Origin of the sequence: Cytobacillus sp. Hm23 (assembly GCF_051842895.1) — a bacterium.
Taxonomy (GTDB): domain Bacteria; phylum Bacillota; class Bacilli; order Bacillales; family SM2101; genus Nanhaiella.
This window is the reverse complement of sequence record NZ_JBPXRQ010000014.1, coordinates 1-15,725: the sequence shown is the minus strand read 5'-3', so window position 1 is coordinate 15,725 and position 15,725 is coordinate 1. Positions and strand designations below refer to the sequence as shown.

Genomic DNA, 15,725 nt, shown 5'->3' with positions numbered 1-15,725 from the left:
AATCACACCCCCAAATATCTATTTTTGTATTCAATGTAGACCTCAGGTTTACCACCTTCAGTGATAAAATTAATTTTATTTTCTCCTACCTCTAAGTCAAAAAGTTCAGATCCTAAATCCATATACCCTGCTGCACTTGTTACAATTCCATCAGGTGCAATAATTTCTATTGTCTTATTGCCAAATTCTGTATTAATGACTAGGCTATAATCTTTCGGAATGCTTCTATTAATTTGAATAAATTCCCCTGTTGTTTGATTTGTTATCTTAGGATTAATAGCCTCGCCACGAAAAGTAATTTTCACAGGAGTAGGGACATGCCCCTCATTTATCAATACCCTTGAATCTCCCCTTGTCGCAAACCGTACGGGAAAGCTAAACGGAAAACGAAAGCTTGATACGAAATCTTCTAGTTTAATATTTGTCGGGTTAATATCTCTCCAGTATGGATCAGGGCAAGTAAAGGAAACCATAAATCGTTGAAAAGCCTCCTGTTTCTTATCTGGTAACACTACCCCACCGTCTACTACTGCATCGATCTCCCTGACAATACCGTCTTGTTCATATAACAAAACCCCTTTACCAAGCTTAGTATTAAATGCTTGATGTAGGAGTTGTCTTTGATTCATCACTTGCTGTCTGTCACGCTCTGTAATTGCACCTTCTACAACGATTTCACGATAGCTTAAAGAACTATCAGTGTAAGTCGTGCCATCCTGAAAGGGTGCTTTTTGCATTTGAATATCTGCTTCAATGGCTCCGATCCCTTCTATATTTGTCATGAGATAAGGACCCATATTCCCTAATGAAATGGTACTACCACGGCTATTCGTAAATGTTAGCTTTCTCATTTACCTTATCCCCCATCCCATTGCTTGTTGTCTACTCATCTGTCGTTGCTTGCGAACTATTTCAGATGGCGAAGAAACAGGAACATAATAATTGTTCGTGATGTTTGGTTGATAATTATTACTTGTTGAATGAGAAGGTGAACTTGGATATCCTTGCATACTAGGTGTGGCTGCTTGTGCCATGTTGTTAGTTGCTGTGATGACTGATCCGATATTCCCTTCCATACCTTCTGCCAGTCCTGCTGGTATCCACTTTCCTACATCCATCATGACTCGAGAAGGTGACCTAATACCAAGCACATCCTTCATCCAACCTGGTAAAGAATTTGCAATTTCTATTGCTTTCCTTTTTAAATCATCCTTCGTGTCCGCTATACCATCAATGAGACCTTGGATGATGTCCGACCCTATTTCTTTCAAATCAATGTCCGCAAGAAATTCTTCAGCACTATTCCAGGCATCAACTATTTTTTCTTCAGCTTCAAGCATTTTCGTCCCGATATCTGCAACCTTTTCTGTGAATTTCTCTTTTACGTTTTCCTTTAATTCTTCAACTGCTTCACTAGCATCTTCCTTCATTTCAACAAATTTTGTAACCGTATCTACAATCATCTGTTGTGTTGCATCAGAGGCATCCTTTTTAATGTTCCCCCACTTTGTTGCCATATCATTTTTAAACACATCCCATTTAGAAAGCACTTCGCCTGTTTCCCAATCAACTTCATCAACATGTTCACCAGCTTGTGTTTGAGCGATTGTTATGACATTTTCATGCATATTTTCTGCCTGTTCAATTACTCCATCACGCTGTTTTTGTGCCTCTTCAATTAATTTTTCTGCTTGCTCAGCCGTAATACTTCCTACTTCATCTCGTTGGAAAATGATGTTTTTTACTACATCATTGTATTGCTCTTCTGCTGCTTCGATGGCTCCCTCTGTTTGTTCGTGTGAATTCTTTACGACTTCTGCAGCTTGTCGTGCAGTGAGATCACTAGCTTGTGCCTTCATACGCTCCATAATGGATTTTTGTTCAAGCTCATTTTCTGACATAACATCAATACCCACATTGACCATTTCCTCTTGAATCTGATTAATCTCTGCTTTTTCTTCAGAAGTAATGGTTCGTTTTTCTTCTTTGGCAGTATTCATTATTTCAGTAATACGGGCTTGACCATCTTGTATAGCATCAACTTTTTCATCTTGATACTTCTGAACCTCTTCCAGTATTTTTGCTTCCTCTTCTTCTGTTAAGACAGAGCTTTGAGCATAAAAATCTGTTATTGAGGTAAGTTGTTCTGCTTGCTTTTCCTGCATATTCGTTAAGACCTGTTCATTCATTTGAGCAAACGTATTAATGATCTCAGTCGCCATTTCATCAGTGATTGTTGTTCCTGACCAAGCTAATTGATCAAGTGCAATGGTAGCTTGGTCGTTTAAATCCAAAAATGCACCCACAGCTTCTTGTGTAGACTTTGATACTTCTGGTCCAAATCTTTGTATTTCAGGAATGGCATCCTGACTAAAATGTTTATATAATTCAATGCCTCCCGCTGTTATTGTTGCTATGGCAGCTACAGCAATACCAACAGGACCCGTTAATGCTGCAAGACCTCTTGATAAAATACCTGTAACTGTACCAATACTTTTCATCTTTTTAGCAACTTTCACCACATGAGGAATAAATGAAGCAAACGCACTAATGATGTGCCCCGTAACAATAATTATAGGACCTAGAGCCGCTGCGATTCCTCCAGCAATTACGGATAACTGTTGCATTTCTGGTGATAGATCACTAAACCATGCTGATAGTTGTTCAATCTTTTCAGCTAATACAGGAAGATATTTTTCAGCCAACTCTAAAAGGATCTCTCCAACTGGCAATAGAGCTTCTTGAAAACCTCTCCACACCTCTGTTGCTCGTGTACCAAAATTATCATAGAGAGCTTCTCCTGCACGGTCAGTTGCCCCTTCGACTTCGTCATATACACCTGTTACTTCAGTTAATGAAAGGATTACTTTCTCACGAAGATCCTCATACTGTGTTCCGAATAAATCAGTAGATAACTGATTCCGTACTGTGGCATCTTCTACTTCCATGAGTGCTGTGACAATCTTTTGAAAGGCTTCGTTTCCTTCATCTCCACCTTTTGCAATTTTATTAACATACTCTTTCGCATTTAAGCCTAATGTCTTATAAGCATCTTCAGTGGCTTCTGACATTTCAGACATTCTAATATGGCTTTCTTTGATAGCGTCTCCAACTTTATCAAGAGACCATGCACCTGCGTCACTTCCAGCTTGAAGAACGTTGAACATTTCTTCTATTTCATAACCCATCTCAGCAAATTGAGGTGAATATTCATTAAGGGTATCTAAGAATTCCCCACTATAATCAAGCCCATTTTGAAACCCTGTTGTAATGAGGTCAAAAATCATATTGGAATCCTCTCCAAAATCATTCATTAACTGATTGACAATTTTAGTAGAATCTCCAATGTCCGCTTCAAATGCATCGGCTAGTATATAGGCTTTTTCTGTCGCTTCTTCTAGTTCATTGTCTGTTAATTGCTTCATGTTGTGAGCTACGATTTTAAGTGAGTTTGCCGCTTCTCCTATACTTTCACCAAAAGCATTCGACCACAATTCTTGAGCCACATCCGCCAATTCATCCGCTTTTTCCGCTGTTAAACCTAGTTGAGCCTGTATTCTTCCTTGAATCCCGTCAAAATCATCCGCAACTTTAAATGCACCAACTCCAATTGCTGTGAGTGGGAGGGTAACTGCTGCTGTAATAGCACCGCCTACCTCTTTCATCTTCTCGCCTGATTCTTTGATGGATTCAGTAGCCTCTTTTATTTTCTTGTCGAGTTGCTTCCATACATTTGTTTGATCTTCAATCTTTTTATTGGTACTTTTTAACGCTGATTCTGTTTTTTTCATCGCTGCATAGGTCTTGTTGTAGCGAATTAACAGATTCTCAGTTTCCTTTGCATCCTTACCTTTAGTTTTAACGCTCTCTTCATACTGCCTTCGTAATTGCTCAACTTTTTTCTGTTGTAGACCAAGCTTATCTGTTAAATTTCGAGATGCAGCTTGTAAGCCTTCAATACTATTTTCAAATCCGTCTACACCAGCACTTGCAACCTTAAATTCACTTTCAACAGCCTTAAGTTTTCGATTTATTTCAGTAATACTTTTCGAAAACTCAGCACTTTCAAGACCAAGATTGACTCTTAAAGCTCCTACTTCTTCCAATATCCCACCTCCCTACCACAACTGATCTATAAAGCCTCTTGGTGTTTCTTGTTCTTTTCTTGAGGTATTCACACGTACATGAACATTAATTAGGGCAACCAGTTTACGGAGAGTGCTCCGCCAAAACATCTCATCATCCCAGCCTAATATCACTGTTCCTGCATAATAAAGCCAGTCCCAATCGAGTGTATTCTCTCCTTGAGACTGGCTTACTTGTTTTTTGCTTCTTCTTCAGGTTCTGGAAGACTTTGAACAAATGCACTCATTAACGTAGTGGCTATCCCTTGAATATTGGTGAAGTCAAATAATGCACCGACCTTCTTTTCTGTGAGTTCATCATCTTCATGAATTAAACCGCAATAGAGAAGGAAACGGATGTCTTTAAGTTTACCTTCTTTCACTTTGTTAATGACAGTTGTGAGTCCTTCTTTACCATACTTTTCTTCTATTTCAACCAAACTGTTTAGGTCATATTTCAAAATACGCTCTTTATCTAAAGTAATCTTGACACCTTTTTCTACAACATTCTTCACTGTAATACCCCCATTTAAGTGTAATCATAAGAAAAGGGACCTTTTGAAAAGTCCCTTATGCTTCAGGTGTTTCCTTGTAAACTTCAGTAAACCAATTATTTATGACTGTTTCACTTACTCCTTCGTCACTGCTCATCACTTCTACCTTCCATTGATTATCAAATGCACGTTTAATAAACTTAGCTGAAATAGTTGGTGTTTGATACTCGATAGAGTCACCTTTTGTTTTATAATTTGACTCAGGTAATTGGAATTTCCCTTTGTACAACCAAACAAACTTATTCCCACCATCACTCGTAGGAGAACTAAAACCAAGAGCCACATAAGGTGATACATCATCAGCAGACTTAATTAATACACCCTCGCCATTTACTTTATGGCCTAAAAGAAACGACTGCACTTGAGTCGATAACGCATCAATGTTAATTTCTACTTCAATTTCTCCAAGGCTACTATCTGTGGCTGCTGGACCATCGTCAGCATAAAGTGTTGATGAATTCACATTAGGTTTGATTTTGGCTTCTATGGCTTTTGCTAACCTTTGTGGCGTTTCATATGTTACCTCTATTTCATCATCCTTCGTTAATTTGGCAACATGGATGTTTTTTAAACCAATAATAATTCCACTCATATTATTCCCTCCTTAAGTTGTATAACTAAATCTCATCACCTTGTGATAAATGCCTGTATCTCTTTCGTACAAATCAGCTTCACTTGTTCGTCTAAATCCTACATTCTTTAACTTTTCCTTGACCTGGTCAACTAGGTTCATGTAGTTTAAGTCACTCCACACATCTACTTGAACATAATGAACCGTCTTTTGTTCATCATCATCTGCATGTAACCCTGACCCTTGGTTATATTCAAAGAATGTAATGTAAGTTTTCTCATCACCATCATAATGATGAAATTCCACTGGAACACCTACTGATTCAAGAGTGTTTATTACAATCTGATTGATGCTCATAACCCTAAACCACTTCGTATTACATCAGCCATTTTTTGTTGAATTTGACCTTTGCACAGCTCAAATGCTTTTTGTGCAAAAGGCTGAGGACTTATTGTTGAAGTTCCAAACTCCAAAAAGTGAGCATAAAAAAAGTCCTTATGAGGACCAATTTCAAGTTTACCGTCTTTTATAGCTGAAATAATAATATTGTCAGCTAGATGTTTTTTATTTAATGTGGATCTTGGTGCAAGTTCCTTCATTTTCTGTTGAAGTATTTCAGCGCCAGCTTTCAATGCTTCCTCTGCAATGGGCTGTCCTTTTTCTCCTATGTTTCTCAGCTTCTTTAGTAGCTCATTCATGCCTTTTACTTCAAAACCCATCACACCACTTCCTTTGCAATGATGGTCAATGTTTTACTTTTCATGTCATCATTAATAACAGATTCAATTTCATATGCATGTTCCCTATATATAATCCTCATATCAGGGTTGATGTCTTTTGTAAAACGAATAATAAAGCGAATTGTATTCTCATTTTTTGTAGTTGCTGCTTGATGGTATTCGCTGCCTTTAACCGTTTTAATCTTAGCCCATACTTTTTTATAGTATTTCCACCTTTGCTCTTCTGTTAAAGGGAATCCATCCTGATCTTTTGCATTTTTATCATATATTTGAAACGTAATTCGATGTCTAAACTGACCAGTATTATAATTAGGATTGTATTTAAACTGCTGCATCTGTATCACTATCCTCTAACGATATTTCTTCTAATGCTTTAGCAATCCTAAGATCATTGATCTGTATTAAGAAATACGCTTGGAAGTATTCAAGTGCGTCATTGTAAGCGTATCGTGATCGTTCAAAAACTAGCTCTTTAAATTCCTCATCAATATTAATATCGTAATCACCACATATACGCCTTAAACTATTATTAGACGCAGAAAGGATGCGCCTTAAGTTATCATCTTCATCATCACCTAAGTGCATCCTATCCTTGAATTCTATTAAAATACCATCTGTGATGCTCATTTACATCACTCCTTATTCTGCTGGTAGAGCAAAGTTAATATCCAAATCATAGATTAATGCAGATTTATTATCCTTTGGTTTACCGTTTGCGAATTGTTTCATCGTATATAAACGAGCATCCTCGATTGCCAGGGTTTCATCAAATTTATTAATCTTGTAACCCCCTGCTATTGCAGCTAAATAAGCACCTTTCACAAAGAATAATGCTTTGCCTTCCGGTACTTCTTCTGACTCAATTGGAGAAATGTTGTAAGGTAGGTTTGTTACCCATTGACCATTTGTTGTTTGGATCGTGTTTCCAATTTGTACTTTAATAGCATCAACTGGATTAACTACCATCACAACTTTATTCGCTACTTTACGAGCCTTATCTTTAGCATCTTTTGATAAAGCAACAACAACCCCGCCTAATTCTTTCGCAACAACCTCACCTCTATCAGAAGGTGCAAATGTTAATGTACCACTTGAAGTCTTGTCAGTAACAGCGCCAGTATCAGCATTAACATCTTTCATTAAACCTGTGGGTTCGTTTTGCGCAGGTCCACGACCATTTACAAGCCCATACTCTAAACCAACGGAGTATGATTCAACTAAAACAGTGCGAACATATCGCTCTACATACTCAGGTCCTAGCTCCAACATATCCTTCGGTATAACAGCAAATGCTGTAAGCTTTAACTGACCAATTTGTTCTTCTCTAAATGATGCTGAAATTTGTCCTTTGATTTCACCGAACAACGCACCCCAAGCATATGCTTTATTTGCATCGGAGTAGATATATCGAGTTATTGCACCTAAATCTTTTAACTCAATCGCATCTAATAATGGATGTTCTGATACCAAATCCTCAAAAACTCTTTCTTGTGTCGTTACTGGTAAGATTGTATCTTCAGCAAATCCACCACTTGAAATAACTTCATTAAAGAATTGACGTTCTGTAGATGTTAATACGTTTTGACCACGTGCTGCTAAAATCTGTCCATCATGAACTTCATTTCTTGCTTCATTTGTAATTTTTTCCGTCAAATCAGTCTGCAAGGCTGCAAACATTTCATTGAAGGCTGTTTCTAATTGTTCAGGCGTTGAATTTTCATCCTTCATCACGTTCATATATGCTTGCTTTTTAGCTTCAAAGTTTTCCATTTTACCTTTAAGTTTTATAACCATAGTTTATTACCTCCATTTTTTGAGTAAATTAAAAGAACCGTTTCCTTTGTTTTCCACAGTTGATGAGGAAGTCGGATCAGGTTCTTTCGTTTGATTATTTGGTTTTAAAGTCTTTTTTAATTCATTGATAATTTCCTTTTTTTGTTCTAGATTTAATACTGAATTACTAGCATTATTATCATCATCGTTGTCATCTTCTGCCCCTTCTGCTTGGCTAGCAAATCCAATGTCTACGGCTTTTCGAGCACTAAACCAAGTTTCAGCATCGACCTTAGAGCGAATTTCCTCTCGATCAACATTTGCCTTGGTCATGTATATATCGACAATTCCTTCCTCTAGTTCGTCGAGGACATCAGCTTCTTTTCGCATATCGGTTTTTGTACCCCAAACAATATTACTTGCTTCGTGGATCATCAGCATGGAACCTAAGCCCATAATCAAATCATCTGCTGCCATTGCTATCACAGATGCAGCCGAGCAAGCCCATCCATCTACATAAATTGTAACTTTACCTTGATGACGTTTTAATCGATTGTAAATCGCAATCCCCATGAATGCATCGCCACCTGGACTGTTTATATGGATGTTAATATCATTATCTCCAGCTTCATTCAAGGCATTGTCCATGTCACTAGCCGAAAAGCTATCACTCCACCATGATGTACCAATGATACCGTAAATAGTAATATCACTAGTGTTCGTTTCCTCATTATGAACAACATTAAATTTTTGAGGAATTTCTTTCAATTGCTCAACATACGACTGATTTTTAAACATCTTAAAGAAATCTTCTTTACTTAAATTTCTCACTTGTTCTCACCCCCTTTAACATCGCCTGCTGATTGATAATTTTTCGTAATCACAAACTCATCTAATTCAGGATTATCAGATCGTTCAGCACCAAATAATTCCCTCACCTCATTTCTTGTAAAAGCTCCAGATGCAACAAGCTTATCTACAGCTTCCGCATGAGTAATTAAGTCTTTTTCAGTGACACCCTTCACTTCAACTAGAGATCCATTGAGGTATTGATTTTTATCAATTAACTTAGCATTCAATTCATCTCCTATCTTCTTGATTAATGGACCAATGCAGAACTTTACATAAGCCTTTATGCTAGTTTCGTAGTCTGATTGCTCCCCGTGAATAAGAGCGTTTGGTATTCCTAGAATGTCAGCTACATCATCAATTAATGATTTTTTTAGCTTGGTTAATTCTTCAATTGATTTACCATTGTTTGAACCGTTTGAGACTTCATTGTAATCAAACCCTTTTAGTTTCGGTACAACAGCAACTGAATTGTTTTTAAACGCATGGAACAACTTATCAATAAAGCTTTGTAATTTTGTTCTACTTTTTTCATCGAGAGATCCCGTTGATTCAATGCTAACAGTACCTCTTATTTGATTCGCCCTCATGCTTGTTTCAATCATTCTACTAAACAAATCTGCAAAATCCTTAAACATTCCATCCATAAAATCGCTTAATTTATCATTGTTGTAGGTAATGTAAATAACTTCATCCATTCTAAATGACCGTTGGAATGTGTAGTCTTTAACCGTCACATCTTTAAAGACATCTGCGTACACTGCATATTCCACACGAGTGAAGCTATCAGCTATTAGTAAGTCATTATGATCTGTTAGAATGACCAACACTTCGTTTTCGTAGATTAATTCATAGATAAATTTTTGCCAAAAGTCTGCAGCTGACTGATCCGTATTCGGACGAACATTTAATAGATAATGCCAGTCATTTAATTGGCGTTTACCATCTTCCATTAATCTAAAATCAGATTGACTGATCGTGCGCCCTATAAAATTAATACAGGTTTCTAAAGCTATTTTTTTAAGGTATGCTCGGTGAGATGTTTCATTCGTCAGGTCGAGATCAAACATCCATTCCAATTCACTATTTCTACTTAAAATGTCACTAATCCATCCCATTCTTCTATTCTCACCCCCCTTAGAAATTTAAAGTGTCTAAAACATCTAACGAATCTTCAATGTTCATATCGCTTATTTCGTCAATTCTATATAGACCGTAAACTAAACATTGAAAGCCGTCAGTTTTTCGCCTAATTGGTTCCTTCTTTAGATATTCTTTATTTCCATCTTTTTTAATTAACACGAGCACATTGTTTGTGTACCAACGCATCAAAGGATTATCACCGAATAAAAAAAGCTTGTTAGCAAACCCTGTTTCCACACGAGGTGCCAACAAACTGTGAATGGCTCTTGGATTGCGAATAATTTCTACCTCGAACCCTGCTTTTTCCAATGGAGCTTTAAGTATTTCCATACGGAAATTATCGCCAATAATCTTTTTGATATTGTAATGCTTGCTTTTCTCTACAAACCAATCAACAACATGTTTAGGGTTAATCGTAGCTTCATCTACAACTGTAATAAGGTCTTGCTTCTCCCAATCCCTTATAGGTGCAAATTTGCGTTTTCCAGCCATCTCAGCATCATGTTTTTTAGAATAACTGTAGTATTTATCAACAAACTCTTTTCTCGCAAAAGAATGGGTGATGAAAGGGTATTTACCATCATGTTTGAAGACCAGTCCACATGCAGCAAAATCTCGAATGCTCGCAAAGTCTAAACAACCGATACATTCTTGATCTAACAAGTTAGGCATTGGTTTATTCGTCGCTTCGATTTCCTCCCATTTAGCCACTGATCGTTCTAAGTCTGTAACTGGTAGATTCATACGCTTGGTCATGAACTCTTCACGATTACTTGGGTCGTCTTCTAAGTCCTCGTATTCTTCATGAATGGTTTCAAATAAACCATCAGCATATTCTCCTCGTGGCTCGCTTAACATTGGGTTCGCTTTTTCCCAATTAGAAGGATCTTCAACCTCACCTTCATCATCTAACTTACATATGAACGGAAACAACGCATTAGGACGTGCTTCACCGTTTAAAACTTTCATTACTTTCTCTTTAAGTTTGTCTAAAAAACCATCACGAACATAGCCATCAGTCCCAATATAAAATTCACGAGGGTTTGGTTTCTTACCAAGACCTGAAATATGTACCCTTACGTCTTTATTGCTTTCATATTGGTGTATTTCATCAAAGACAACAGCACCATCACGTAATCCGTCTTTTGTTTCACCATTTGAAGTACGGAACTTTAATATACTCCCTGTTCTCTTCGATACGGTTTGTGTAAGTGTTGTTTTAAATGCCCTCTTAAGAATTTCATATCGTTTAATGGTTTTATGAACTTCATCTGGTGATGTTTTCGCTTGTTCTTCACTATTTGCAACAACTGAGATATTATAATCCTCAATTCCATGCAGCTCACTAATCAAAAAGTGAGTAACAACAGAAATTAATCCATTTTTACCTCCACCACGCCCAAACATCCACAAATGTTTTCGATAAAAGACACGGTGGTTTTTTCTATAAAATAAAAAAACGAAAGCAATTAAGAACTTCTGAAACGGTCCTAAAGGAAAGTACCATTTTTCCCCGAACGCAATACAGTTCTCAATCATTTCGTCATTAAAATATATATCATCTCGATTTAACACATATTTCTTTAAATATTTGATCAGTAAAATTCGCTCTTTGTTAAATTTAATTTTGCCTGATTCATACAGACGTATATACTCGTCTACATATTTTTGACTAATCATACTAGATCACTAGTGTTGTACCCACCTTGACCATCACTAGAATTTTTCATCTTGTCTAATTCTAGATCTTTACCAAGAGCGATTATTTGAGCATTTAATTTATTTCTTTCTCCAATAAGAGGATGGGCCTTGGTGAATGTCTGCGCACCATTTATGGTTGTAACAGACTCCCCCTCTTTGTTGATCGTTTTGCTTATTTTTCGAAATGATTTGACAAGATCAAGATATCGTTCCACTTTTTCCACTTGTGCCAAGTCGGTTATGTCAATTCGATCCATCAATTGTTTCTTTAATTTGGTGATACTTACCGCCATAGTTCCCACCCCCCTATCGTGAGTATTTTTTTCAAAAAATCCGACAGTACAGTCCCCCCCTCCGGTGCCCGTATATAAGGAATTCCCAAAACTTTTGACCCGGGGGGTACTACTTCATTACCACTTCTCGTCATCCCATTTAGGTTCTACTCGTTTGAATACTCTGCCGTGGATTTCGTTATGGCATCTCACACATAATGTTTCAAGGTTATCTATTTCTAAAGCTAGCTCAGGATGATCCTCTAATTCTTTTAAATGGTGAACAACCAATTGGATCTTCTTACGTTTAGCTTTCTTACTATACTCATTAGTATCAATCATTACAAAGCCATTCCGTTTACACTCTTGGCATTCGTTATTGTCTCTTTGCTTCACTTCTTCTCTAATCAGTTTCCAATCGTCACTATCGTAAAACTTACGCTTCTGTTGTTTTGTTTTGTAGAAGTTCATTCTTTCAACTCCATATAAAAAAGCCTACCCGTTGGATAGACTTTGTAACTTTATTAACCACCTGTATCAGGTTCAATTGGATCTAAGAACTTACCGCCACCTGGCTCAACCGGATCTCTAGACATAATAACCACCTGGTTTCGCTTCTTTCATTTGTACCACCCCTTTAGGTTAATTCAAACGACTTCCACCTGGTTCTGGAGTGATTGGATCTTTATGGTGACCTCCAGGCTCTGGTTCAACTGGATCTAAGTGATGTCCTCCAGGTTTAACTGTTGGTCCTCCGCCTTCACTATGGTTCATGTTATCCACCCTTTCAAGTTAACCGCCTGTTGGGGCAGTATCGTCACCACTTAATAACTTTCCACCTGTTGGTGCTGGACCATCACCACTATATTTACTGCGCTCTCCAGTTGGAAGTGGTTCATCACCGATATTGTTACTACGTCCTCCACCTGGAACTGTTTGATCTCCACTATTAAAAGTCATAATATCACCTCACAAAGTTGTTATATTAACCAATTCTATAAATTTACAATAATTCCTTTAATAAAAAGCCTACTCTTGAAGGAGTAGACTCATCTGCCGTATTCTCTATCAACAAACTTTATAATTTGTGTACACTACTATAATAACACCTTCAACCCCAAATGCTCTGCCATCTTTCTGCCACTTTTCTGCCACTAACGTATTTTAGTAACACCCTTTATAACTAAGCCTGCTATAACTCCGAATCCAATTATCATTAATAATAATTCAGCTATTGGATTGATACCTAAATTTAACATACATTTCACCTCATATATAATTATTAGCTACTTGTTGCTTAATCCATCCTTGAGTTACACATATCTTATATTGTGTGTAATTCGCCAAAAGGCTGAAAGCCTTGATACACATAACCTCATGCCACTTCTTAAAAATGAGTTACACACTACCTTATTGAAGAGAATTAGAGAGATAATAGAGGCAAAAATAAAAGCTCACCCTGTTTTATAAGAGTGAACTATATCTTAAAGTTTTTTATTGCCTTATTCATTGCATCCTGATCTATCCCAATATATCTTAACGTGAATGCTGGGTCACTGTGATTCAATATCTTCTGTAATAATGCAACATCCCCTGTTTGTTTGTAAAGATGATAACCGAATGTTTTCCTTAATGTATGTGTACCTATATCATCCAACCCTACATAATCTGCAGCATCACGTAGGATCTTATAAGCCATGCTTCTTCCGATGGGTTTATTAATCCCTTCACGACTCTTAAACAAATACTCATGATCTTCCATATCTTCAATATACAGCTTGAATTCACGTTGTAATTGAGGTGTCATATCAATACGTTTTTTCTTCTCTGTTTTAATTTCTATAATATTGAAATATGATCGTTTAGCGTCTTTAACTCGTAAAGGAAGAATATCTGATATACGTAAACCTGAATTAATACCTGTCACAAATAACATGTAATTTCGGTAGCTCTGTTCTTTTAAATATCGTTTAATTTCAAATATCATATCTGGATCTCTGATAGGTTGAACAAAGTTCATTCTGTATCACCTTCTTCTTCCTCATATACTTCAATCCTTAAGGCTAAAGCAAGCTTATAAAAGACACGTTTTTTTAGTCTGTAATAACTTCTCTCGCTCATGCCAACCTCGTTATATACCTCATAATCACACATATCATCTTCACTCATATATCTTTTGATAATGACTGCTCTTTCTTGATAGCTTAATCTATTAACAGCTCTTTGTACCTTTGTTAGATACTTCTGTTTTTCTATTTCATAATCAATGTTTGCTAAAGCAGCATCTTCTGTTGATGACCTAAATTCATTTGTTGTGGAGGAAGAAACAAATGAAAAGGATTGTGTTACTTTTGGTGTAAACCGTTCTGGAACAGTTAATAAAAATATTCTATATTGCTCAAAGGTCTCTTCCACTCTTGATTTAGTAGCCCCTGCATCTATCTTTGGCAATATAAATGTTAATTGTTTTTTCATTTGACCACTCCTCAAACAATTATTTTGATCTATAAGCTCCACCAGGACCACGATAATAACGACTCCTGTTTTGTCCCATTAACTCTTCCCATTCTCTCCTGGAGAGCTTTTCATCTGTCTTTTGTAAATCTTGTATATCCTTTTTCTTTACCTTCGGTAATGTAACTTTGGTGCTATTTTTCCCCCTCCATTTATTCAGCTCTCCTTGAATTGTTCTCACACCCTTCATCCTCTCTACAAAATAAAAAGGACACCAACCATACAGCTGTATTGCTGTAATGATTAGTGCCCTCGGTTGTTCCGATGAGCTATATTCTTTTTGTGTATGATAATTTGAATACATGTGGTTTTCCGTTTTGCCATGTGATCACTTGTTCACCATGTCCGTCTTTTGGTGGATCAACAAGCTTTATTTCTCCATCCTTGACTGCATATGTTGCATCCTTAGTTAAATCTATATCTACAGTTTTATTTTTAGTATTAATTTTCATCTGGTGAACCTCCTCATTCCTTCATTGATAATAATATAAATCTCTTAATTCACCTTTTGTTAAATCCACCTTGTTTTCATGTTGGTATTTTTCACGCCATTCTTTAAATTCATTTCTCATTGATTCGACCTCATCAAAATGTACAGGACCAACTTCTTCTGATTCATAGCCAACTTCAATAAAATCTAATAATTTAGGTGTTGAAAAAATATTACCAACAACATTTACGCTTGTAACTTCATCTAAGGTCACACCTATGTGCTTTCCTTTTTCATAAAAATAGGCTGGGATAAATACAAAACAACCATTTACATAGTCATAGCTCACCACTAATGTTGCTATATTATCAGTGTCTGATACTCTTGCTTTGATAATGTCTCCCTCATATATTACCCTTCCATCTTTATCCTTCATGCCTGTACACTGGTTTCTACCTACAAATGACCATTCATCCCCTAATTGTTGTTTAACTTGATGCATAATTCCTTCTTTTGCTCGTTCTATCTCTGCCATTTCATATTTAATACTAGTTATTTCTCCATCTTTATTTTTAAAATAATATTTAAATTGCAGATCATTCAAACTAGGAGCCTCCTTCAATTTATTCCATAAGCTATCTCAGAATCAATCATTACATAACTCTTTCCCCACCAATATATCCGAATGATAATTGTCAATTGAACTAGAGTGTACTATTAGATGATGATTTATATATTTTTTATATGCAACCTCTAAATCGTTACAAACATTCCCTGTATTTATAGTGTCTAATATTTTATCACTGTGTAGGCATTGGACTTCAATTCCTTTATAAGAGTCAAAGCTTTTTTCATCATAACCACATGTAAAATATAGTTCCTCTTTTTTAACACTGTTATATTCAATAGACATTTTCAATCCCTCTATTCAACAGAATCTATCTTGTGTTTATTAAATCTTATAATATCCCTAGACACTATATGGTATCATTAATTTAATTTTCAACTTCAAAGAGGTGATTATTATAAAACTTAAAACTGCATTACTAACTCT

22 protein-coding genes are annotated in these 15,725 nt (G+C 36.4%); all 22 read right to left on the bottom strand.

The features are described 5' to 3' along the window. Window positions 1-2: 2 nt before the first annotated feature. The 22 genes from ACSVDA_RS10950 to ACSVDA_RS10845 all read right to left on the bottom strand — a co-directional run bounded on the left by ACSVDA_RS10950 (window position 3) and on the right by ACSVDA_RS10845 (window position 15,584). Window positions 3-851: a phage tail family protein gene (locus tag ACSVDA_RS10950; RefSeq protein ID WP_485883158.1), complete on the bottom strand. Its 849-nt coding sequence runs from the start codon at window positions 849-851 to the stop codon at window positions 3-5. After that, window positions 852-4,106 (bottom strand): phage tail tape measure protein, encoded by a 3,255-nt coding sequence (locus ACSVDA_RS10945; RefSeq protein WP_485883156.1) that lies wholly within the window; start codon window positions 4,104-4,106, stop codon window positions 852-854. Window positions 4,107-4,315: 209 nt separating this feature from the next. Next, a complete protein-coding gene (locus ACSVDA_RS10940) occupies window positions 4,316-4,639 on the bottom strand; it encodes a hypothetical protein (RefSeq protein ID WP_485883155.1) in 324 nt (107 codons plus the stop codon). Window positions 4,640-4,694: 55 nt separating this feature from the next. After that, entirely contained in the window at window positions 4,695-5,270 is a 576-nt protein-coding gene (locus tag ACSVDA_RS10935; RefSeq protein ID WP_485883153.1) for a major tail protein, read from the bottom strand. A gap of 12 nt (window positions 5,271-5,282) precedes the next feature. Then, on the bottom strand, window positions 5,283-5,606 hold the full coding sequence (locus ACSVDA_RS10930; protein WP_485883151.1) for a hypothetical protein: 324 nt from the start codon (window positions 5,604-5,606) through the stop codon (window positions 5,283-5,285). After that, window positions 5,603-5,968: an HK97-gp10 family putative phage morphogenesis protein gene (locus ACSVDA_RS10925; protein WP_485883150.1), complete on the bottom strand. Its 366-nt coding sequence runs from the start codon at window positions 5,966-5,968 to the stop codon at window positions 5,603-5,605. The genes ACSVDA_RS10930 and ACSVDA_RS10925 overlap by 4 nt, the downstream gene beginning before the upstream one ends. Next, a complete protein-coding gene (locus ACSVDA_RS10920) occupies window positions 5,968-6,324 on the bottom strand; it encodes a phage head closure protein (protein WP_485883149.1) in 357 nt (118 codons plus the stop codon). The genes ACSVDA_RS10925 and ACSVDA_RS10920 overlap by 1 nt, the downstream gene beginning before the upstream one ends. Beyond that, window positions 6,311-6,616 carry a hypothetical protein gene (locus ACSVDA_RS10915; RefSeq protein ID WP_485883147.1) on the bottom strand — a complete coding sequence of 102 codons (306 nt, stop codon included), beginning with the start codon at window positions 6,614-6,616 and terminating at the stop codon, window positions 6,311-6,313. The genes ACSVDA_RS10920 and ACSVDA_RS10915 overlap by 14 nt, the downstream gene beginning before the upstream one ends. Window positions 6,617-6,628: 12 nt before the next feature. Continuing rightward, entirely contained in the window at window positions 6,629-7,783 is a 1,155-nt protein-coding gene (locus tag ACSVDA_RS10910) for a phage major capsid protein (protein ID WP_485883145.1), read from the bottom strand. A 6-nt stretch (window positions 7,784-7,789) separates the two neighbouring features. Next, window positions 7,790-8,560: a head maturation protease, ClpP-related gene (locus ACSVDA_RS10905; RefSeq protein WP_485883331.1), complete on the bottom strand. Its 771-nt coding sequence runs from the start codon at window positions 8,558-8,560 to the stop codon at window positions 7,790-7,792. A 29-nt stretch (window positions 8,561-8,589) separates the two neighbouring features. Further along, the gene (locus ACSVDA_RS10900) at window positions 8,590-9,729 is read right to left on the bottom strand and encodes a phage portal protein (protein ID WP_485883144.1); all 1,140 of its coding nucleotides are present in this window, start codon (window positions 9,727-9,729) and stop codon (window positions 8,590-8,592) included. Between the two features lie 19 nt (window positions 9,730-9,748). Next, window positions 9,749-11,434 (bottom strand): terminase TerL endonuclease subunit, encoded by a 1,686-nt coding sequence (locus ACSVDA_RS10895; protein ID WP_485883142.1) that lies wholly within the window; start codon window positions 11,432-11,434, stop codon window positions 9,749-9,751. After that, complete coding sequence (locus ACSVDA_RS10890) at window positions 11,431-11,748, bottom strand: P27 family phage terminase small subunit (protein ID WP_485883140.1); 318 nt, start codon at window positions 11,746-11,748, stop codon at window positions 11,431-11,433. The genes ACSVDA_RS10895 and ACSVDA_RS10890 overlap by 4 nt, the downstream gene beginning before the upstream one ends. A 117-nt stretch (window positions 11,749-11,865) precedes the next feature. Next, window positions 11,866-12,198, bottom strand: coding sequence for an HNH endonuclease (locus ACSVDA_RS10885; RefSeq protein WP_485883138.1), 333 nt, complete (start codon window positions 12,196-12,198; stop codon window positions 11,866-11,868). 171 nt (window positions 12,199-12,369) lie between these two features. After that, window positions 12,370-12,501 (bottom strand): hypothetical protein, encoded by a 132-nt coding sequence (locus ACSVDA_RS10880; RefSeq protein WP_485883136.1) that lies wholly within the window; start codon window positions 12,499-12,501, stop codon window positions 12,370-12,372. An 18-nt stretch (window positions 12,502-12,519) separates the two neighbouring features. After that, on the bottom strand, window positions 12,520-12,687 hold the full coding sequence (locus ACSVDA_RS10875; protein WP_485883134.1) for a hypothetical protein: 168 nt from the start codon (window positions 12,685-12,687) through the stop codon (window positions 12,520-12,522). Window positions 12,688-13,204: 517 nt separating this feature from the next. Next, the gene (locus tag ACSVDA_RS10870; RefSeq protein WP_485883132.1) at window positions 13,205-13,747 is read right to left on the bottom strand and encodes a site-specific integrase; all 543 of its coding nucleotides are present in this window, start codon (window positions 13,745-13,747) and stop codon (window positions 13,205-13,207) included. After that, window positions 13,744-14,202: an ArpU family phage packaging/lysis transcriptional regulator gene (locus ACSVDA_RS10865; RefSeq protein ID WP_485883130.1), complete on the bottom strand. Its 459-nt coding sequence runs from the start codon at window positions 14,200-14,202 to the stop codon at window positions 13,744-13,746. The genes ACSVDA_RS10870 and ACSVDA_RS10865 overlap by 4 nt, the downstream gene beginning before the upstream one ends. 19 nt (window positions 14,203-14,221) lie before the next feature. Beyond that, window positions 14,222-14,422 carry a hypothetical protein gene (locus ACSVDA_RS10860; protein ID WP_485883128.1) on the bottom strand — a complete coding sequence of 67 codons (201 nt, stop codon included), beginning with the start codon at window positions 14,420-14,422 and terminating at the stop codon, window positions 14,222-14,224. A gap of 88 nt (window positions 14,423-14,510) precedes the next feature. After that, entirely contained in the window at window positions 14,511-14,693 is a 183-nt protein-coding gene (locus tag ACSVDA_RS10855; RefSeq protein WP_485883126.1) for a DUF3954 domain-containing protein, read from the bottom strand. Between the two features lie 21 nt (window positions 14,694-14,714). Beyond that, the gene (locus ACSVDA_RS10850; protein ID WP_485883125.1) at window positions 14,715-15,275 is read right to left on the bottom strand and encodes a YopX family protein; all 561 of its coding nucleotides are present in this window, start codon (window positions 15,273-15,275) and stop codon (window positions 14,715-14,717) included. Between the two features lie 42 nt (window positions 15,276-15,317). Next, entirely contained in the window at window positions 15,318-15,584 is a 267-nt protein-coding gene (locus tag ACSVDA_RS10845) for a hypothetical protein (protein ID WP_485883123.1), read from the bottom strand. Window positions 15,585-15,725 lie beyond the last annotated feature (141 nt).